General features: G+C 54.4%; 16 protein-coding genes and 1 other RNA gene. 12 read left to right on the top strand and 5 right to left on the bottom strand.

The window, feature by feature from the left end; translation table 11 throughout:
* The first annotated feature begins 14 nt into the window (after positions 1 to 14).
* From pheT to AAIE03_RS09090, 8 genes are all read left to right on the top strand, one after another.
* Positions 15 to 2,402 carry a phenylalanine--tRNA ligase subunit beta gene (gene pheT, locus AAIE03_RS09125; protein ID WP_498562957.1) on the top strand — a complete coding sequence of 796 codons (2,388 nt, stop codon included), beginning with the start codon at positions 15 to 17 and terminating at the stop codon, positions 2,400 to 2,402.
* A gap of 4 nt (positions 2,403 to 2,406) precedes the next feature.
* Entirely contained in the window at positions 2,407 to 2,709 is a 303-nt protein-coding gene (ihfA, locus tag AAIE03_RS09120; RefSeq protein ID WP_006118960.1) for an integration host factor subunit alpha, read from the top strand.
* Between the two features lie 99 nt (positions 2,710 to 2,808).
* Positions 2,809 to 3,798: a vitamin B12 ABC transporter permease BtuC gene (gene btuC, locus AAIE03_RS09115; protein WP_013025581.1), complete on the top strand. Its 990-nt coding sequence runs from the start codon at positions 2,809 to 2,811 to the stop codon at positions 3,796 to 3,798.
* A 33-nt stretch (positions 3,799 to 3,831) separates the two neighbouring features.
* On the top strand, positions 3,832 to 4,377 hold the full coding sequence (locus AAIE03_RS09110; protein WP_064367157.1) for a glutathione peroxidase: 546 nt from the start codon (positions 3,832 to 3,834) through the stop codon (positions 4,375 to 4,377).
* Positions 4,378 to 5,127, top strand: a complete 750-nt coding sequence (gene btuD / locus AAIE03_RS09105; RefSeq protein ID WP_013025583.1) for a vitamin B12 ABC transporter ATP-binding protein BtuD — start codon at positions 4,378 to 4,380, stop codon at positions 5,125 to 5,127.
* Between the two features lie 66 nt (positions 5,128 to 5,193).
* Positions 5,194 to 5,652 carry an NlpC/P60 family protein gene (locus tag AAIE03_RS09100; RefSeq protein ID WP_013025584.1) on the top strand — a complete coding sequence of 153 codons (459 nt, stop codon included), beginning with the start codon at positions 5,194 to 5,196 and terminating at the stop codon, positions 5,650 to 5,652.
* 292 nt (positions 5,653 to 5,944) lie between these two features.
* Positions 5,945 to 6,679, top strand: a complete 735-nt coding sequence (locus AAIE03_RS09095; protein ID WP_014605963.1) for an EAL domain-containing protein — start codon at positions 5,945 to 5,947, stop codon at positions 6,677 to 6,679.
* A 90-nt stretch (positions 6,680 to 6,769) separates the two neighbouring features.
* On the top strand, positions 6,770 to 8,206 hold the full coding sequence (locus AAIE03_RS09090; RefSeq protein WP_498562956.1) for a protein adenylyltransferase SelO: 1,437 nt from the start codon (positions 6,770 to 6,772) through the stop codon (positions 8,204 to 8,206).
* 1 nt (position 8,207) lies between these two features.
* Here the strand turns inward: AAIE03_RS09090 and AAIE03_RS09085 are convergent, their stop codons facing one another.
* Positions 8,208 to 9,254: a 3-deoxy-7-phosphoheptulonate synthase gene (locus tag AAIE03_RS09085; protein WP_498562955.1), complete on the bottom strand. Its 1,047-nt coding sequence runs from the start codon at positions 9,252 to 9,254 to the stop codon at positions 8,208 to 8,210.
* 152 nt (positions 9,255 to 9,406) lie between these two features.
* Positions 9,407 to 10,234 carry a posphoenolpyruvate synthetase regulatory kinase/phosphorylase PpsR gene (gene ppsR, locus AAIE03_RS09080; protein WP_013025588.1) on the bottom strand — a complete coding sequence of 276 codons (828 nt, stop codon included), beginning with the start codon at positions 10,232 to 10,234 and terminating at the stop codon, positions 9,407 to 9,409.
* Positions 10,235 to 10,649: 415 nt separating this feature from the next.
* Between ppsR and ppsA the strand changes: the two genes are divergently transcribed.
* Positions 10,650 to 13,034: a phosphoenolpyruvate synthase gene (ppsA, locus tag AAIE03_RS09075; protein WP_013025589.1), complete on the top strand. Its 2,385-nt coding sequence runs from the start codon at positions 10,650 to 10,652 to the stop codon at positions 13,032 to 13,034.
* A 65-nt stretch (positions 13,035 to 13,099) separates the two neighbouring features.
* On the opposite strand, the gene rprA is transcribed toward ppsA, so the two are convergent.
* Positions 13,100 to 13,208: antisense sRNA RprA (rprA, locus tag AAIE03_RS09070), an RNA gene on the bottom strand.
* A gap of 254 nt (positions 13,209 to 13,462) precedes the next feature.
* On the bottom strand, positions 13,463 to 14,563 hold the full coding sequence (ydiK, locus tag AAIE03_RS09065) for an AI-2E family transporter YdiK (RefSeq protein WP_014605961.1): 1,101 nt from the start codon (positions 14,561 to 14,563) through the stop codon (positions 13,463 to 13,465).
* A 208-nt stretch (positions 14,564 to 14,771) separates the two neighbouring features.
* Between ydiK and ydiJ the strand changes: the two genes are divergently transcribed.
* The gene (gene ydiJ, locus AAIE03_RS09060; protein ID WP_019105315.1) at positions 14,772 to 17,825 is read left to right on the top strand and encodes a D-2-hydroxyglutarate dehydrogenase YdiJ; all 3,054 of its coding nucleotides are present in this window, start codon (positions 14,772 to 14,774) and stop codon (positions 17,823 to 17,825) included.
* Positions 17,826 to 17,856: 31 nt separating this feature from the next.
* Here ydiJ and AAIE03_RS09055 read toward each other — a convergent pair whose 3' ends face one another.
* Positions 17,857 to 18,261, bottom strand: a complete 405-nt coding sequence (locus AAIE03_RS09055) for a hypothetical protein (RefSeq protein ID WP_019105314.1) — start codon at positions 18,259 to 18,261, stop codon at positions 17,857 to 17,859.
* A 388-nt stretch (positions 18,262 to 18,649) separates the two neighbouring features.
* On the opposite strand from AAIE03_RS09055, the gene sufA reads away from it, so the two are divergent.
* Together sufA and sufB are read left to right on the top strand one after the other, a co-directional pair.
* Positions 18,650 to 19,024: a Fe-S cluster assembly scaffold SufA gene (gene sufA, locus AAIE03_RS09050; protein WP_013025593.1), complete on the top strand. Its 375-nt coding sequence runs from the start codon at positions 18,650 to 18,652 to the stop codon at positions 19,022 to 19,024.
* Between the two features lie 7 nt (positions 19,025 to 19,031).
* Positions 19,032 to 20,525: a Fe-S cluster assembly protein SufB gene (gene sufB, locus AAIE03_RS09045; RefSeq protein ID WP_013025594.1), complete on the top strand. Its 1,494-nt coding sequence runs from the start codon at positions 19,032 to 19,034 to the stop codon at positions 20,523 to 20,525.
* The last annotated feature ends 19 nt before the right edge of the window (positions 20,526 to 20,544 follow it).

Below are 20,544 nucleotides of genomic sequence, written 5' to 3'. Positions count from 1 at the left end.
GGGCAGGTTATCCAATGAAATTCAGTGAACTCTGGTTACGCGAATGGGTAAATCCAGCCCTTGACAGTGCGGCCTTATCTGAGCAAATCACCATGGCCGGCCTGGAAGTGGACGGCGTTGAGCCCGTTGCGGGCGCGTTTCACGGCGTCGTGGTCGGTGAGGTAGTGGAATGCGGTCAGCACCCTAATGCCGACAAACTGCGTGTGACCAAAATCAATACCGGCGGCGATCGGCTGCTGGACATCGTCTGCGGCGCACCAAACTGCCGTCAGGGCCTGAAAGTCGCAGTCGCCACCGTGGGTGCCGTGCTGCCGGGCGATTTTAAAATTAAAGCGGCTAAGCTGCGCGGCGAACCGTCCGAAGGCATGCTGTGCTCGTTCTCTGAGCTGGGGATTTCCGACGACCACAGCGGCATTATCGAACTGCCCGCCGATGCGCCGATTGGCACGGATATCCGTGACTACCTGCAGCTGGACGACAACACCATTGAAATCAGCGTCACGCCTAACCGCGCAGACTGCCTGGGCATTATCGGGATTGCCCGCGATGTGGCGGTGCTGAACAGCCTGCCGCTTAACGCGCCGGTCATTGAGCCGGTTGCGGCGACGATTGCTGATACGTTACCGATTAATGTCGAAGCCACCGCTGCCTGCCCACGCTATCTGGGCCGTGTCGTGAAAGGCATCAACGTTAGCGCAGCAACGCCGCTGTGGATGAAAGAGAAGCTGCGTCGCTGTGGTATTCGCTCTATCGATCCGGTCGTTGATATCACCAACTACGTGTTGCTCGAACTGGGCCAGCCAATGCACGCGTTCGATCTGGACCGCATTAACGGCGGTATCGTCGTGCGGATGGCGAAAGATGGTGAGGCGCTCACGCTACTGGATGGCACAGAGGTGAAGCTCAGCAGCGATACGCTGGTGATTGCCGATCATCAGAAAGCCCTGGCGATGGGCGGCATTTTTGGTGGTGAACATTCTGGTGTAAACGGCGAAACGCAAAATATTTTGCTGGAGTGTGCCTGGTTCGAACCGCTGGCGATTGCGGGCCGCGCGCGCCGTCATGGTTTGCACACCGATGCATCACATCGCTACGAGCGCGGTGTGGATTCTGCACTGCAACACAAGGCGATGGAACGCGCGACTCAGCTGCTGCTGAGCATCTGCGGCGGTGAAGCGGGCCCGGTTATCGATCAGACGTCGGCGGACGCCTTGCCGCAACCGGCCAGGATCACACTGCGTCGTGAAAAGCTGGATCGGCTGATTGGTCATGTTGTCAGCGATGAGCAGGTCACGGATATTCTGACGCGCCTGGGTTGTCAGGTCAGCGTAACCCCTGGGGAATGGCAGGCGGTCGCCCCGGCCTGGCGCTTCGATATGGCTATCGAAGAGGATCTGGTAGAAGAGATCGCCCGTATTTATGGTTACAACAACATCCCGGACGTGCCGGTTCAGGCCGGTCTGGTCATGACAAAGCACCGTGAAGCTAACCTGTCGCTGAAGCGAGCAAAAATGCTGTTAGTGGATAAAGGCTACCAGGAAGCCATCACCTACAGCTTCGTGGACCCGAAAGTACAGCAGTTGCTGCATCCGGGTGAAGAGGCGCTGCTGCTGCCCAGCCCGATCTCCAGCGACATGTCCACCATGCGTTTGTCACTGTGGACTGGCTTACTCAGCGCGGTGGTCTATAACCAGAACCGTCAGCAGAGCCGCGTGCGTCTGTTTGAGAGCGGTCTGCGATTTGTTCCTGATACTCAGGCGGATCTCGGTATTCGTCAGGATCTAATGCTGGCAGGCGTGCTGAGTGGCAACCGCTATGAAGAACACTGGGATCTGGCGCGTCAGACCGTTGACTTCTATGATTTGAAAGGTGATTTAGAGTCATTGCTGGATTTAACCGGCAAGTTGAATGCGATTAGCTTTCGTGCAGAGGCGAATCCAGCGCTCCATCCTGGACAAAGTGCGGCAATTTATTTACAGGATGAACGAATCGGATTTATCGGAGTGGTTCATCCCGAGCTTGAACGTAAGCTGGATCTCAACGGTCGTACCTTAGTCTTTGAACTGCTTTGGAATAAGGTCGCAGACCGCGTCCTGCCTGATGCGCAAGAGGTTTCACGCTTCCCGGCAAACCGCCGTGATATCGCCGTTGTTGTGGCCGAAAATGTGCCGGCAGCAGATATCATCGCAGAGTGTAAGAAAGTTGGCGTAAATCAGGTAGTTGGCGTAAACTTGTTTGACGTGTACCGAGGTAAGGGTGTTTCCGAGGGCTATAAGAGCCTCGCAATCAGCCTGATTTTGCAGGATACCAGCCGGACACTCGAAGAAGAGGAGATTGCCGCGACGGTTGCCAAATGCGTTGCGGCATTAAAAGAGCGATTCCAGGCAACCTTGAGGGATTGAACCTATGGCGCTTACAAAAGCTGAGATGTCAGAATACCTGTTTGAGAAACTCGGGCTGAGCAAACGTGACGCAAAAGAGTTGGTGGAGTTGTTTTTCGAAGAGGTTCGCCGCGCGTTGGAAAATGGAGAACAGGTTAAACTGTCGGGGTTTGGTAATTTTGACCTGCGTGACAAAAACCAACGTCCGGGCAGAAACCCAAAAACGGGAGAAGATATTCCCATTACTGCGCGTCGCGTAGTGACCTTCCGTCCAGGGCAGAAGCTTAAAAGTCGCGTTGAAAACGCCACACCAAAAGACAGTGACTGATCCCAGTGTTTCAAAAAGGCCGCGCAAGCGGCCTTTTTCATTTCTTTTTTTCGCAATCCTTTTACAATCAATCCTCTGTCATTCTGGCTAATTCTGCTTATGTCCCAGCTTGAACAACTTGCTCTGCACAGCGATCGCCGCAGTAAAGCCTGGCTTTTGGGTCTCGGCAGCCTGCTGCTGGTGTTATTTATCCTCAGCCTGTGCGCGGGTGAGCGCTGGATAAGCCCCACACAATGGTTCAGCGACAGCGGCAGGCTTTTTGTCGGCCAGCTTCGCCTGCCGCGCAGCCTTGCGGTTATCCTGGTGGGGAGCGCGCTGGCTCTGAGCGGCGTTGTCATGCAGGCATTGTTTACCAACCCACTGGCCGAACCCGGGCTGCTTGGCGTTTCCAATGGGGCCGGCATTGGCCTGGTCGCGGGCGTTCTGTTGAGCAGCGGTTCGCTATGGAGCCTCAGCTTTTCGGCAATGGCCGGTGCGCTGGTCGTTACCCTGATTCTGTTGCATTTTGCCCGGCGTCATTTATCCGTCACGCGTTTGCTGCTCACTGGCGTTGCGCTGGGGATTATTTGTAGCGCGATCATGACGTGGGCCGTCTATTTCAGCAGCAGCCTCGATCTGCGCCAACTCATGTACTGGATGATGGGCGGCTTCAGCGGTATCGACTGGCGCTATGGCTGGATGATGCTGGCGCTGCTGCCGGTTATCCTGGCGCTCACCACAGCGAGCAGGGTGCTTAACTTACTGGCGCTGGGGGAAACGTCAGCCCGCCAGCTTGGGTTGTCACTGTTTTACTGGCGTAATCTGCTGGTGTTGGCCACGGGATGGCTGGTTGGCGTCAGCGTGGCGCTTGCTGGCGCAATTGGCTTTGTGGGCCTGGTGATTCCGCACCTGCTGCGGCTGGTGGGGCTGAATGACCACCGTGCGCTGCTGCCGGCTTCGGCGCTGGCGGGAGCCAGCGTATTGCTTGGCGCGGATATTATTGCCCGCCTGGCGCTGGCCTCCGCTGAGTTACCCATCGGCGTGGTCACGGCAACGCTCGGCGCACCGCTGTTTATCATCTTGTTAGTCAAATCGTCACGTCAGCTTTAGCTGACATACATGCATTAACCACAGGAACTCCGTATGAGCATTTATCAAACTGAACTGGTTACACTGGATGGTGAGAAAACGGCGCTGTCCTCCTGGCAGGGACAGGTGCTGCTGGTGGTCAACGTGGCCTCTAAATGCGGCTTAACCCCACAATATGAAGCGCTGGAAAATATTCATAAAGCCTGGCATGAGCAGGGCTTCAGCGTGCTGGGTTTCCCCTGCAACCAGTTTCTGGAGCAGGAGCCAGGCAGTAGCGAAGAAATCAAAACGTTTTGCAGCACGACCTTCGGTGTGACGTTTCCGATGTTCGAAAAGTGTGAGGTCAATGGTGAGCATCGTCATCCGCTTTATGCACAGCTGGTCGCGGCGAAACCCGAGGCCGTGCGTCCGGAAGAGAGTGGTTTTTATGAGCGCATGGTCAGCAAAGGACGGGCTCCCAAAGCGCCGGGCGATATTCTGTGGAACTTCGAAAAATTCCTGATAGGGCGTGATGGCAGCGTTATTCAGCGTTTCTCACCGGACATGTCGCCAGAAGATCCCATTATTCTGGAAACGATCAAACAGGCGCTGGCAAAGTAAGTGTTGCTTAGCCTGGAAAATGCAGCCATCCCCGGACGGCTGCAACCGGTGAGCGGCACGATGCAGGCCGGGCAACGGGTGCATCTGGTGGGGCCGAATGGCGCAGGGAAGAGCACACTGCTGTCAGCCCTGGCGGGATTGGAACCCTTTACCGGCCGCGCCACGCTACTGAATACCGCCCTCGTCAGTTGGACAGGCCCGGCGCTGGCCAGCGTGCGCAGCTGGCTGCCTCAGCAACAGCTTCCTCCGGGGCAGATGCCGGTTTACCACTATCTGCGGCTGCATCTTTCGTCTTCCACCTCGCCAGATGAAGCCCGGCTCGCCACGATACTGTCGCGGTTGCAGTTGGATGATAAATTAGCCTGGCCATTGACCCAGCTCTCCGGTGGTGAGTGGCAGCGGGTGCGGCTTGGCGCGGTAATGATGCAAATCGATCCGCAGATCAACGCCAGAGGGCAATTACTGATCCTGGATGAGCCCATGACGGCGCTGGATGTTGCTCAACAAAAAGCGGTGGACGATCTGATTAGTGAACTCTGTGCTGCAGGCGTTTGCGTTGTCGCCAGCAGTCACGATCTTAACCATAGCTTATGGTATGCCAATCAGGTCTGGCTGTTACATCAGGGCCAGGTGGTGTTGCAGGGCGAGCCTGCGGATGTCCTTCGGCCAGAACAGCTTTCGCCCCTGTACGGCATTCCGTTTCGTCAGCTCATCTTAGAAGGACGGCCTCTGCTGACCGTTTTGCCCTGAGACTTGCCACCTGGCGCGCTTTGCCGCTACATTAATCCGGTTACTCTTTATTAAGGATGAGCTGTTATGCGCATGGGGTTGCTGTTATTCGCTTTATTGCTGGTGGGCTGTAGCCATCATGCACCGCCCATTAACAGTCGCCTCTCTGACTCCATCACCGTGATAGCGCAACTCAGAGATCAACTGGGAAGCTGGCGGGGCACGCCTTACCGTTATGGTGGCATGAGCCGCGGCGGGGTGGACTGTTCAGGCTTTGTCTACCTGACGTTTCGCGACAGGTTTGATCTGCAACTTCCCCGCACCACTTCCGCACAAAGCGATATCGGCACCCGCATCAGCAAAGACGATCTCTTGCCCGGTGATCTGGTGTTCTTCAAAACGGGGAGTGGTGAAAATGGCCTGCATGTGGGCATTTATGACACGGATAACGCTTTCATCCATGCGTCCACCAGTCAGGGCGTAATCCGCTCTTCGCTGGATAATGTCTACTGGCGGAAGGTCTTTTGGCAGGCGCGCCGCATCTAATTTCTCCGCTGGAAAACCAGTGGATTTGTGCGGATTAAATCAGAAAAAAAACGGACCTGGAAAAATATTCTTAATTCGGATTTAACCGGTTCGTTTTATTTATAACACCGGACCTAAGAATGTTTTTCACGGTTAACAGAATTGTTCCTGGAATTATTTGGCTTAAAGTTTATTTTTTTAGCCTAACGGTAATGAAGCGATAAAAATATCCATCTCATCAGTCCTTTGCTACTATTGCCAGTATGTTTTTAATCATATACGATGCACTATCGCCACATATTCTGGCTGTAAAATGAAAATTCACCTGTCTGCCGACTACCAGTCGGAAATTTGGTTTTATGCCGCCTGTTCTCAGGAAGGGCACTTAACCGCCATTGAGCTGGCTACGCAGTTCGTGCACGAGAGTGCGCCGATCACGTTGCCGCAGGATGTTCTGTTGCCTCAGCTTGATGAAACACAGCGCCTGCGCCTGCTGCAGCGCCAGATCTCGCTGCTGGAAAAACACCAGACGTTTTTTGAAACCCATCACCTGCTGGCTTTTATGCCTGTCGATGAGGGCATGGCGAACACCATTCTCGAGAGTGAGTTTCTGACGCGCAAAATAAAACAGCTTCCTTTTATAATGCTGGATATCAGCGAAACGTTTCTCTCGCTGAATTTGGGAAAAAATAACCCATTAATCGCCGCGTTAAATCGTGAGTTTAAATTGTCTCTGTCCCATTTTGGCGCAGGGAAATCCTCCACGACAGCCGTTTACGATAATCTGTTTAGCTGTATCAGACTGGATAAACACTTTATTCACTCACTGTCTAAACGTGCTTCTTTTTTACCATTTATGCAGAGCATCATCGATAATTTCCGCAGCCATTGCGATCGGATGATTATTTGTGGTGTGGATGATGAAATTTTACTGGATAAAGTTAGCCAGCTCAGTAACGTCCACCTCCAGGGCGCGCTGTTTCCAGTGGTTAAATCAGACGCCTTTGAGACGTTAATCTACTCTGAGCAATTCCTGCACACTCCCTGATACTCGCACGCCTGCCGCCTGTCCAATCCTGGTCATCAACGCTACACTGTGGGTTTTATCACACGATACCCGGTGTCGTTGGGAGAATTGATGATCTTTGATAACAGCTGGTTTCGTGAGCTTCCTGGCAGCTATACCGCGTTAAACCCTACGCCACTTGCGGGCGGCCGACTGCTGTATCACAACGCGCCGCTGGCGAAGGCAATGGCACTGGACAGCGCATTGTTTTCCGGGCAGGGCCATGGCGTGTGGTATGGTGCTGCGTTATTACCCGGCATGGCACCGCTGGCCCAGGTCTACAGTGGGCATCAGTTTGGCGTCTGGGCCGGTCAGTTGGGGGATGGCCGCGGTATTCTGCTGGGCGAACAGCGGCAGGAAGACGGTCGCAGGCTCGACTGGCACCTGAAAGGCGCCGGGCTAACGCCTTATTCGCGCATGGGCGACGGTCGTGCCGTTGTACGCTCCACGGTGCGTGAATTTCTCGCCTCTGAAGCGCTGCATCATTTAGGCATTCCCACCACGCGCGCACTCACCCTTGCCGTTAGCGACGAGCCCGTTTACCGCGAGACCGCCGAACGTGGCGCGATGCTGATGCGTATTGCACCGAGTCACCTGCGCTTTGGGCATTTCGAACACTTTTTTTACAGCCAGCAGCCGAAACAGGTCAAACAGCTGGCAGACTATGCCATTCGCCACCACTGGCCGCAGCTGGTGGATGAGGCCGATCGTTATCAGCTGTGGTTTGCCGATATCGTGCTGCGCACTGCGCGACTGATCGCCCAGTGGCAAAGCGTGGGCTTCGCTCATGGCGTAATGAATACCGACAACATGTCGATCCTCGGCCTGACCCTCGATTATGGTCCCTATGGTTTTCTGGATGACTATCAGCCGGATTATATCTGCAATCACAGCGATTATCAGGGCCGCTACAGCTTCGAGAATCAGCCCATGATTGGCTTATGGAACCTCAACCGACTGGCCCATGCGTTATCGGGGTTAATGAGTACCGAACAGCTCAAACAGGCCTTAAGCGGCTATGAGAATGCGCTTATGCGCGTCTGGGGAGAGCGGATGCGGGCGAAGCTGGGCCTGCTGACGGCCGATGCCGGGGATAATGAGATTCTTACCGAATTACTCAGCTTAATGAGTCAGGAACGCAGCGACTATACGCTCACGTTCCGTCTGTTAAGTGATACGCAGCAGGCGGAGAGCCGTTCGCCACTGCGGGATGAATTTATCGGTCGTTCTGCTTTTGATCGCTGGTATCAGCGCTACCGTCAACGCCTGCTGCAGGAGCAGGTTGGCGATGCCGAACGGCAGCAGGTGATGAAAGCCGCCAATCCAGCCGTGGTGCTGCGTAACTACCTTGCTCAACAGGTGATAGACGAGGCGGAGAAGGGAGAGAGCGGCGCGTTGGCGCGTTTACATCAGGCGCTTCAGCAGCCCTTTAGTGACGCGGCGGCCGCTGAATATCGTCAACGGCCACCGGACTGGGGCAAGACACTGGAGGTCAGCTGCTCAAGCTGATTTACAGACGGTGAGAAACCGCCTCAGCTAACAGCGCAAGGACCTCTTCGCTGTCCTGCCAGCTGAGGCAGGGATCGGTGATCGACTGACCGTAAGTCAGGGGTTCACCGCTCACCACTTTTTGATTGCCTTCCTCAATAAAACTTTCAATCATTACCCCGGCAACGGCGCGAGAGCCGCTTTTAATCTGCCCGGAGACGCCCCGTGCAACATCGCGCTGACGGCGATGCTGCTTGAGGCAGTTGCCGTGGCTGAAATCAATCACCAACTGCTGCGGCAGACCAAACTCAGCTAAACAGGCAGCGGCTTCGGCAACGTCGCCTGCATGATAATTAGGCTGTTTGCCGCCACGCAGAATCACATGGCCGTGCGGATTCCCGCTGGTCTGGTAAATCGTCATCTGACCTTGTTTGTCGGGCGACAGAAACATATGGCTGGCACGGGATGCACGAATGGCATCCACGGCAATGCGGACGTTTCCATCTGTTCCGTTTTTAAAACCGACCGGGCAGGAGAGCGCCGAGGCCATTTCACGATGAATCTGGCTTTCGGTGGTCCGGGCGCCAATTGCCCCCCAGCTAATCAGATCGGCAATAAACTGGCCGATCACCATATCCAGGAATTCGGTGGCGGTCGGTAAACCCAACGCATTGATATCAATCAGTAGCTTGCGGGCGATGCTGATGCCGCGATTAACGTCAAAGCTGCCGTCCAGATCGGGATCGGAAATCAGGCCTTTCCAGCCCACAACCGTGCGTGGTTTTTCGAAATAGGTGCGCATCACGATTTCCAGCCGATCCTGATAACGCTCACGCAGGGCGACCAAACGCTGAGCGTAGTCCAGCGCGGCGACCGGGTCATGCAGCGAACAGGGGCCAATCACCACCAGCAGACGGGGATCTTCTCCGGTCAGAATGCGGGCAATGCGCTTGCGTGCGGCGGTGATGTTATCGGCCATGGTAGTCGAAAGCGGGTGTTCAGCTGCCAGACTGGCAGGGGAAATCAGGCTGCCAATGCGCGCGGTGCGCAGTTCATCAGTTTTGTTCATGGTGTTCTCTAAGCTTTTTCTTCGCAGCGGTGAAATACCGGGAAGTGATGATGGTCACAATAAACCATTAACCTGCGAATTCAAGCGACAACATGATAATGAAAGTCAAAATGACGGCAGCGGGACGTTACAGCGCCGCCGTCGGCAATTGACTAATACATGCGGCGCGTCAGGCCCATAATATCGAGGATTTTCGTCGCAATCTCTTCCACAGAGTAGTTGGTACTGTTGAGGTAGCGAATCTGGTGAGTGCGAAACAGCGCTTCAACTTCACCCACTTCCAGTCGACACTGGCGCATAGAGGCATAGCGGGTATTTTCTGCGCGCTCCTGACGAATGGCCGCCAGGCGTTCCGGATCGATCGTCAGGCCAAACAGCTTGTGCTGATGCTGACGCAGGGCGGGAGGCAATTTCAGATTATCCATGTCGTCGGCGATAAACGGATAGTTAGCAGCACGGATACCGAACTGCATGGCAAGATACAGGCTGGTGGGTGTTTTGCCGCAGCGCGAAACGCCTAACAGGATCACCTGCGCATCCTCCAGGCCGCGCAACGAAATGCCGTCATCATGCGCCAGCGTGTAATCGATTGCCGCAATACGGGCGTCGTATTTGCCGAGATTGCTGGCATCAAGCCCGTGGGTGCGGTGCGCAACCGGTGCCGGTGACAACCCCAACTCCTGCTGAAGCGGCGCGACCAGTGCCTGCACAATGTCCTGGCAGAAGCCTTCGCTCTGCACAATGATGTCACGGACTTCAGGCGTAACGATGGAAAAAAACACCAGTGGGCGCACGCCGCTTTGCTGATAAAGCGCATTGATTTGCGCCTTAACGGCCTGCGCACGCTGTACGTTTTCAACAAACGGCAGGGTCACGCTCGTGGTGTTAACCGGAAACTGAGATAACACGGCATGGCCTAATACTTCGGCTGTAATTGCTGTCCCGTCGGAAATGTAGAAAACGCTTCTGTCGGTGGTCATAAGTCGTGCCTCGGGCAGGGAAGTCGTAAAAACAAGTGAGATAATATAAGCATGCCTTCAGGGGCAAGTGTAGTCTGGGGCATCGTTTCCCTCTCGCTTTTGCATCATGACGTCACCTATTCCCTCTTTTTTGCGCCATTAACACCGCCTCAGGTGACAGACAACGCCTGTGTTTGTTGCGCAACAAAAACGCCGCATAACAGGCAGTAAAAAAAATAATGAGCTAATTATCAGCGTATTAGCAAAAAATAAGGGCCTTGCGCAACGCTGAAAAAACCAGGCGCAATTCTGAAACTGTGTCTGAGAATCTGCTTTAACGATTCAACAGATCGTGTTTAATCAGACGTTATGCCAGGCTGGATTTGTTAATAGCAGGATTTTCCATGTGCCCATTCATTAATAAAGGATCAGTTCAATGTCCAATAAAGGCGAACAGCCGTTAGTACTTTGGTACAACCAGCTTGGCATGCATGATGTTGATCGGGTGGGAGGCAAAAATGCTTCTCTGGGTGAGATGATTACCAATTTGTCATCTCTGGGCGTCTCCGTTCCCAACGGTTTTGCGACCACCTCCTGGGCCTTTAATCAGTTTCTTGAGCAGAGCGGTCTGAACCAGCGTATTTATGCTTTGCTGGATGACACCAATATTGATGATGTGGATCAACTGGCGAAGGCGGGTAAGCAGATACGCCAGTGGGTAGTCGAAACCCCGTTCCAGCCTGAACTGGAAGCCGCGATTCTTTCGGCCTATGAGCAGCTCTCTGCCGACGATGCTGAGGCATCCTTCGCCGTGCGCTCATCCGCCACCGCCGAAGATATGCCTGACGCGTCCTTTGCCGGCCAGCAGGAAACTTTCCTGAACGTGCAGGGCATCGAGTCAGTCATGGTGGCAGTGAAACACGTTTATGCCTCACTGTTTAACGATCGCGCCATCTCCTATCGCGTCCATCAGGGTTACGACCATCGCGGCGTGGCGCTGTCGGCGGGGATTCAGCGCATGGTGCGATCCGATCTGGCGTCCTCAGGGGTCATGTTCACCATTGATACCGAATCGGGCTTTGATCAGGTGGTGTTCATTACCGCCGCGTTGGGCCTGGGCGAAATGGTGGTACAGGGCGCGGTGAACCCGGACGAGTTTTATGTGCACAAGCCGACGCTGGCTGCGAAACGTCCCGCTATCGTTCGCCGCAACATGGGCTCGAAAAAGGTGCGGATGGTTTACGCCGACTCGCGTGAACATGGCGAGCAGGTGCGCATCGAAGATGTGGCGGAAGCCGAGCGCGATCGTTTCTGTCTGAGCGATGCCGAAGTGGAGGCGTTGGCCCATCAGGCGGTACTGATTGAGCAACACTACAAGCGCCCGATGGATATTGAGTGGGCCAAAGACGGCCACACCGGGAAGTTATTTATTGTCCAGGCGCGCCCTGAAACCGTGCGTTCCAACGGTCAGGTCATGGAGCGTTACAGCCTGCAGGGACAGGGCAAGGTGGTGATTGAAGGCCGTGCGATTGGTCACCGCATCGGCGCCGGTACCGTCAAGGTCATTCACGATATCAGCGAAATGAACCGCATCGAAAAAGGTGACGTGCTGGTGACCGATATGACCGATCCCGACTGGGAACCGATCATGAAAAAAGCCTCCGCCATTGTGACGAACCGCGGCGGCCGTACCTGCCATGCCGCGATTATCGCGCGTGAGCTGGGCATCCCGGCGGTGGTTGGCTGTGGCGATGCCACCGAGCGGCTGAAAGAGGGACATACCGTTACCGTATCCTGTGCTGAGGGCGATACCGGCTATGTCTACGATGAACTGCTCGACTTCGACGTCACCAGTTCGCAGGTTGATACCATGCCGGACCTGCCGCTTAAAATCATGATGAACGTGGGCAACCCGGATCGCGCGTTCGATTTCGCCTGTTTGCCAAACGAAGGGGTTGGTCTGGCGCGGCTGGAATTTATTATCAACCGCATGATCGGCGTGCATCCAAAAGCGTTGCTGGAGTTCGATCAGCAAACCCCTGAACTGCAGAAACAGATTCGTCAGATGATGAAAGGTTTTGACGATCCGGTTGAGTTTTACATCGCCCGTCTGACCGAAGGGATCGCGACGCTGGGCGCGGCGTTCGCGCCGAAGCGCGTTATTGTCCGCCTGTCGGATTTTAAAACGAACGAATATGCCAATCTGGTGGGTGGAGAACGTTACGAACCCGAAGAGGAAAACCCGATGCTGGGGTTCCGTGGCGCAGGCCGCTATGTCTCCGAGAGTTTCCGCGACTGTTTCGCGCTGGAGTGCGAAGCGGTGAAGCGCGTACGCAACGAGATGGGGCTGACCAACGTGGAAATCATGGTGCCCTTTGTGCGTACGGTCGATCAGGCTCAGGCGGTGGTAGAGGAATTGGGTCGCCAGGGACTGAAGCGCGGCGAGAACGGGCTCAAGGTCATTATGATGTGTGAAATCCCCTCGAATGCCCTGCTGGCCGAGCAGTTTTTACAACACTTTGACGGTTTCTCCATCGGCTCTAATGATATGACTCAGCTGGCGCTGGGGCTGGATCGCGACTCCGGCGTGGTATCGGCCTTGTTTGATGAGCGTAATGAGGCGGTCAAAGCGCTGCTGTCCATGGCGATTCAGGCGGCGAAAAAACAGGGCAAATACGTAGGAATATGCGGTCAGGGGCCGTCAGATCATCAGGATTTCGCGGCCTGGTTGATGGAGCAGGGCATCGACAGTCTGTCTCTGAATCCGGACACCGTGGTGGAAACCTGGTTAAGCCTGGCGGCGCTAAACAAACCCGCCTGAGGTGATGGATAACCTCCGATGCCAGAAGGCCAGCGCAAGCTGGCTTTTTTTTTGCTTTTTGACAGGCAAAAAAAAGCCCATCACAGGGGATGGGCAAAGACTACACACAGCAATTCTTTACGCTACTCAGGGGAAATTAGGGCGTTTAGAAATCAGTAACTTGATTTCCAACATAGGAAACATGGTATTCACACGGCTCGCTGGCGTCTTTAAGAATCCTCTTATTAGTTTAAAGGAAATAATATTTTGACGGTTAGGGAGAGCGTTTCGGACCGTTATTATGTTTAGAAAGTAATCATTTTAAGGCGGGAGAGGGGCTAAAGGCGTAAAACATGCGTTTAATCTTAAAGTACGCTAATGAAAAAAAGGCTGGCGATATGTTAATCAGCCAGCCCACTTAACGAGTACTAATCATATAAAAGGAGGGATCAGGGCTTTTGCTCCGGTGATTCACTTACCACGCTTAGCGGATCGGCCTGCGGCGCAGGCACTTCATGCATCCAGACAGAGACCAGTCGGTAAGAGACAGCCAGCACAACCGGCCCGATAAACAGGCCGATCATACCAAACGCGATTAATCCCCCGATAACGCCGGACAGAATCAGAATCAGCGGCAGATCGGCGCCCATACGAATCAGCACCGGCCGCAAAATATTGTCCAGCGTGCCCACCACACAGCTCCAGATCAGCAGTACCGTGCCCCAGGTGGTGTCTCCACTCCAGTAGAGATAAACAATCGCGGGCACCAGCACCAGCAGCGGGCCGATCTGCACCAGGCAGCAGAGGATCATCAACACGGTCAGCAAGGTGGCGTAGGGGATACCGGAAACGGCTAACCCGATACCGCCCAGTACGCCCTGCACCAACGCAGTGACGACAACGCCCAGCGCCACCGCGCGTACTGCCTGTCCGGCCAGCAATACGGCAGCATCACCGCGTCGGCCAGCCATGCGCCAGGCAAAATGCCGGATGCCCTGTGCCGCCTGCTCACCGCGCCAGTAGAGAAGGACGCTGAACAACAGCATCACGGCCAGGTGAATCATAAAACGGCCAAAGTGCCCGGCCTGCGCCACAAAAAAACCGGTGGTACGGCCAACATAAGGTTGTAACTTCGCCATGATCGCTGCGCCGCCGCCCGCCACCAGTTTCTGATAACTGGCATACAGTTTCTCACCCACCATGGGAATATCGTTGAGCCAGCTCAGAGTGGGTAACATATGTCCCTGAGTCGCCCAGGCGATGACCGGTGCGCTGTTATCTATCAGGCTGTTAACCAGCAGGGCAACCGGGATGATAAACAGCAGGAGCAGCAGGATAGTCATCACAATGACCGCCAGCGAACGCCGCCCCCACAGCAGGCGCTGTATCTTCAGCATCAGGGGCCAGGTGGCAATAACCACCATGCTTGCCCAGGCGAAGCCCAATATGAATGGCTGGACAACCCACAAGCACGCGGCGATCAGGAGTAAAATAAAAATCAGGGTAAATAACATCTGGGGAAGATCAATCTGCCGTTCCAGGCTTTTCATCTTGTGCGTTACCTCATTGGAATTCGTCAACTCAGGGGATGACGCTGCCCCGTAATCATGGGCTATTTCAGGGCGTTTAAACAGGCTTGTAAAGAAAAGGTTTCAGCCCTTCCTGAAAAAACGACAGCGCGGTGGGAAATGTGATAAAACTGAGGATTAAAGCAAGATACAGACGCAAACCTACACAACATCTTTGGTCACATACTCCATGATCCCACAGATTTCTCAGGCACCGGGTCTTATCCAGCGGGTGCTGACATTTCTTGAAACCCTCAAAGCGCAGGGTTTCACCGGCGATACCGCCACCAGCTACGCCGACAGACTTTCGCTTTCAACCGATAACAGCATCTATCAGCTCCTGCCCGATGCGGTGCTTTTCCCGCGCTCGACGGCAGACGTGGCACTGATAGCCCGACTGGCGGGTGAAGCGGCGTTCTCCAGTCTGGTCTTCACCCCGCGCGGTGGCGGCACCGGGACCAACGGTCAGTCGCTCAATCAAGGCATCATTGTGGATATGTCGCGCCACATGAACCGCATCCTGGAAATCAACACCGAACAACGCTGGGTGCGCGTCGAGGCTGGGGTAGTCAAAGATCAACTTAATGCGTACCTGAAACCTTTTGGATTCTTCTTTTCACCGGAGCTCTCCACCAGTAACCGCGCCACCCTGGGCGGCATGATTAACACGGATGCATCCGGTCAGGGCTCGCTGGTCTACGGTAAAACCTCTGACCATGTTTTAGGGCTCAGGGCCGTGCTGCTCGGCGGCGATATTCTGGATACCCGACCGGTGCCTACCGCGCTGGCTGAAAATCTGGCGCAAACGCCCACGCCTGAAGGCCGAATTTATCAGCAGGTGCTCACCCGCTGCCGTGAGCATCGCGAACTGATTCTGGAGAAGTTTCCTAAGCTCAACCGCTTCCTGACCGGTTACGACTTGCGCCACGTGTTTAGCGATGACATGCAGACCTTTGACCTGACGCGGCTGCTGTGTGGTGCAGAGGGAACGCTGGCGTTTATCAGCGAAGCCCGTCTGGATATCACGCCGCTGCCCAAAGTCCGGCGCGTGGTTAATATTAAATATGACGCCTTCGATTCTGCGCTTCGCAATGCCCCCCTGATGGTCGAGGCGCAGGCGCTGTCGGTGGAAACGGTTGACTCGAAAGTGCTCAATCTGGCGCGGGAAGATATTGTCTGGCATTCCGTGCGCGAGCTGATTACGGCTATCCCGGATAAAGAAATGTTAGGGCTGAATATCGTTGAGTTTGCCGGGGATGATGCCGGGCAAATCGATCGGCAGATTACACAGCTTTGCGCCCGTCTGGATACGTTGATGACGCAGCAGCAGGGCGGGGTGATCGGCTATCAGCTCTGTGACGATCTGGACGGTATTGAACGCATCTATAACATGCGTAAAAAGGCGGTGGGTTTACTCGGTAATGCCAAAGGCCGTGCCAAACCGATCCCCTTTGTTGAAGATACCGCCGTTCCACCTGAACACCTGGCCGACTATATTGTTGAGTTTCGCGCGCTTCTGGACAGCCATGGTCTGAGTTATGGCATGTTCGGTCACGTGGACGCCGGCGTGCTGCATGTCCGTCCGGCCCTGGATATGTGCGATCCCCATCAGGAAATGATGATGAAGCAAATTTCCGATGAGGTGGTTGCCTTAACGGCACGTTATGGTGGCCTACTGTGGGGAGAACATGGCAAGGGATTCCGCGCGCAGTACAGTCCGGCCTTTTTTGGCGAAACGCTGTTTAACGAGCTGCGCCGCATTAAAGCGGCCTTCGATCCCCACAATCGTCTCAATCCCGGTAAGATTTGTACGCCTTTCGACAGCGAGGCGGCGATGATGCAGGTAGATGCGACGAAACGGGGCAGCTACGATCGTCAGATCCCCCTTCAGGTACGAGAAACCTGGCGCGGTGCGCTTGAGTGCAACGGTAACGGATTGTGCTTTAACTTCGATGCCCGCAGTCCGATGTGCCCGTCAATGAAAATCACCCGTAACCGCATTCACTCGCCGAAGGGGCGCGCGACCTTAACGCGGGAATGGCTTCGGTTGCTGGCAGAGCAGGGCGCCGATCCGGTGATGCTGGAGAAAAAGCTGCCGGAAAGTTCCCTGTCGCTTCGCGCGCTGATAAGCAGAATGCGCAATACCTGGTATGCCAATAAAGGGGAATATGATTTTTCGCATGAGGTGAAAGAGGCGATGTCCGGCTGCCTGGCCTGTAAAGCCTGCTCGACCCAGTGCCCCATAAAAATTGACGTTCCGGCCTTCCGCTCGCGTTTTTTACAGCTTTACCATACACGCTATTTGCGCCCGCTCAGCGACCATCTGGTGGCGGGCGTAGAAAGCTACGCGCCCCTGATGGCGAAAGCACCGGGGGTGTTTAACTTTTTCCTGAAACAGCCCTGGGCGACCTCATTCAGTAAGACACACATTGGCATGGTCGACCTGCCTTTATTGTCCTCGCCCACGCTCAAGCAGCAGTTGAGTGGTCATCCGGCGATGAATATGACGCTGGAGCAGCTCGAAGCGCTCAGTGAAACACAGCGAGCCCAAAAAGTGCTGGTGGTGCAGGATCCCTTTACCAGTTTCTATGAAGCCAAACTGGTACATGATTTTATCCGACTGATTGAGAAACTGGGATACCAGCCCGTTCTGCTGCCGTTCTCACCCAACGGCAAAGCGCAGCATGTGAAAGGCTTTTTGCAACGCTTTGCGCGTACGGCCAGTAAAACAGCCGATTTCCTGAATCGCGTGGCTAAGCTGGGCATGCCGATGGTGGGGATCGATCCGGCAACGGTGCTCTGTTACCGCGATGAGTATCACCAGATGTTGGGCGAGGCCCGTGGCGATTTCAACGTGCTTCTGGTACATGAGTGGCTCCATCAGGCGCTGCAGGAACGTGAGGTGCAGGTCACCAGCGGAGAAGCATGGTATCTGTTTGCTCACTGTACCGAGGTGACCGCTCTGCCGGGCACGCCCGGTCAGTGGCAGGCGATCTTCTCACGCTTCGGCGCAAAGCTCGAAAACATCAATGTGGGCTGTTGCGGCATGGCCGGCACCTACGGTCATGAGAGCCAGAACCTGGAGAACTCCCTGGGAATTTATGCGCTGTCATGGCATCCGCAATTGCAGAAACTGCCGCGCCAGCGCTGCCTGGCAACCGGTTTTTCCTGTCGCAGTCAGGTTAAGCGCGTGGAGGGCAACGGCATGCGTCATCCTCTTCAGGCACTGCTTGAGTTAATCTGAAAAGGTGAGGCGACGCCGGACGCAGGTTGGATTAGAATATCCAGCCTGCGTGCCTGACGAATTCACTCTGCAATACGGTGGCTTGTTCCCATTCACCGGTTATCGCGAGTTGATGACACAGCTGAGTCAGGGAGAGTCGCGCCAACTGGTAAGCCTGGATGCGAAACAGCCGGTCACGATCCGGGTTTTGCATCTCCTCGACCAGCCGGTGGTGAAGTTTGCCCATGGCATGCAGATAACTCAGGTCATCGCCGTTCAACTGGCAGATCTCTGCCATGTCTAAACAGGTATCGTTAAACTGACGCAGTTGCTGAATCGTACATTCAGCCCGGTTGAGTTTGGCCTGTGCCAGGTAAAAATCAACGGTGAGATCGCGAACCGAAAAACGGTATTCATCGAGTTTATGTTGAAGCCAGGCTGAAACCGATAACGACATAACGCGCCTCAATGTTGAATGATAATAATTATCATATTCAACTAGAGCGGGAATGCAATTCCCCGGCAAGAAATTTTTTTCGATTTATCTCACCTGTCGGTATAATCGGAAATAACAATCTGTTTACATGCCAGAAAGGCGTAACCTATCAATACAGGCATTATCGTAAAGGTGCCATTTAAAAATTTACGATTTATTAACAGGTTACAGAACCCGAATTCAGCGGGCGCTCGCCGATGCAAGCCTGGCTGCAGCGACTATGCTTAAGAAATGAGCTGTAAAAATAGCATCTTATGATTATCCCTGCAAAACAAGAGGTTGAAGTGATTTGTCAGATCACTACCATAGGGGGATAGCCTGAAAAGGTCCGGACTCAAGAGGTATCAACATGTCATCCGTGAATGCAGACTCTTTCTCACCCGACGAGTATGTGTGGAAAGGGTTAACGCTGACTGAAACCGCAGCGAAACAAATTCTAAATCTGGCCGCAGAAAACCCAGAAGTCAAGGGCCTGCGTTTAGCAATTAAACAATCCGGCTGTGCCGGTTTTGGTTATGTAATGGATCTGGTGAAGCAGCCAGAAGAGGATGATCTGCAGTTTAGCTACTACGGCGCAACCTTGTTTGTGCCGCTTCAGGCAATGCCGTTTATCGATGGCACCGAAGTGGATTATGTTCGCGAAGGCCTGAATCAGATTTTTAAATTCAATAACCCTAAAGCTCAGCACGCCTGCGGGTGCGGTGAAAGCTTTGGCGTCGAGTAAGTGAAATATGTCACGACACAGCGAAACATCTGACGATGTACAAATGTGGGAAGGTAAGCTCAATTACAAAGAGGGCTTCTTTACCCAATTGCAAACCGAAGAATTTGCCAACGGCATCAATGAAGATGTGGTACGGGCAATTTCGGCTAAGCGTAACGAGCCAGAGTGGATGCTGGAGTTTCGTCTTAAAGCCTTTCGTGCCTGGCTGGAAATGGAAGAGCCGCACTGGCTGAAAGCGCATTACGAAAAGCTGGATTATCAGGACTACAGTTACTACTCCGCGCCATCGTGCGGAAACTGCGATGACACCTGTGCGTCTGAACCGGGCGCGACCCAGGCATCGGGCAGCGCCCCGGCCAGTGATTATCTGACGCAGGAAGTTGAGAACGCGTTTAATCAGTTGGGCGTTCCGGTACGTGAAGGTAAAGAAGTGGCCGTTGACGCCATCTTCGACTCCGTATCCGTATCCACGACCTATCGCAGCAAGCTGGCCGAGCAGGGAATTATCTTTTGCTCATTTGGCGAAGCGATCCACGATCATCCAGAGCTGGTGAAAAAGTACCTGGGTACCGTGGTGCCACCCAATGATAACTTTTTTGCCGCGTTGAACTCTGCGGTAGCCTCCGACGGTACTTTCGTCTACATCCCGAAAGGGGTGCGTTGCCCGATGGAGCTGTCTACCTATTTCCGCATTAACGCTGCGAAAACCGGTCAGTTCGAACGTACGATTCTGATTGCAGATGAAGACAGCTACGTGAGCTACATCGAAGGCTGTTCCGCGCCCGTGCGTGACACCTACCAGCTGCACGCTGCGGTGGTAGAGGTCATCATTCATAAGAACGCGGAAGTGAAATATTCCACCGTTCAGAACTGGTTCCCGGGCGGTGAAGGCGAAGGCGGTATCCTCAACTTCGTCACCAAGCGCGCCCTGTGCGAAGGGGATTACAGCAAAATGTCGTGGACGCAGTCGGAAACCGGCTCGGCCATTACCTGGAAATATCCAAGCTGTATCCTGCGTGGCGATCACTCCGTGGGCGAGTTCTACTCGGTGGCACTGACCAGCGGACGCCAGCAGGCGGACACCGGTACCAAGATGATCCACATCGGCAAAAATACGAAGTCGACGATTATCTCTAAAGGTATTTCCGCCGGGAAAAGTCAGAATACCTACCGTGGCCTGGTAAAAATCATGCCCACGGCCACCAACGCACGTAACTTTACGCAGTGCGATTCCATGCTGATTGGTCCGGATTGTGGCGCGCATACGTTCCCGTATGTTGAAACCCGTAACAATACCGCTCAGCTGGAGCACGAAGCCACCACCTCACGTATCGGCGAAGATCAGATGTTCTACTGTCTGCAACGCGGCATCAGTGAAGAAGATGCGATTTCGATGATCGTGAACGGTTTCTGTAAAGACGTATTCTCTGAGCTGCCGCTGGAATTTGCAGTGGAAGCGCAAAAACTGTTAGCCATCAGCCTTGAGCACAGTGTGGGCTGATTGACGCCGTCACACGCGT

It is taken from the genome of Pantoea sp. Ae19-2, from assembly GCF_059801205.1.
Note: the sequence above shows the minus strand (reverse complement) of the source record. Positions and strands in the feature narration are given on the sequence as shown.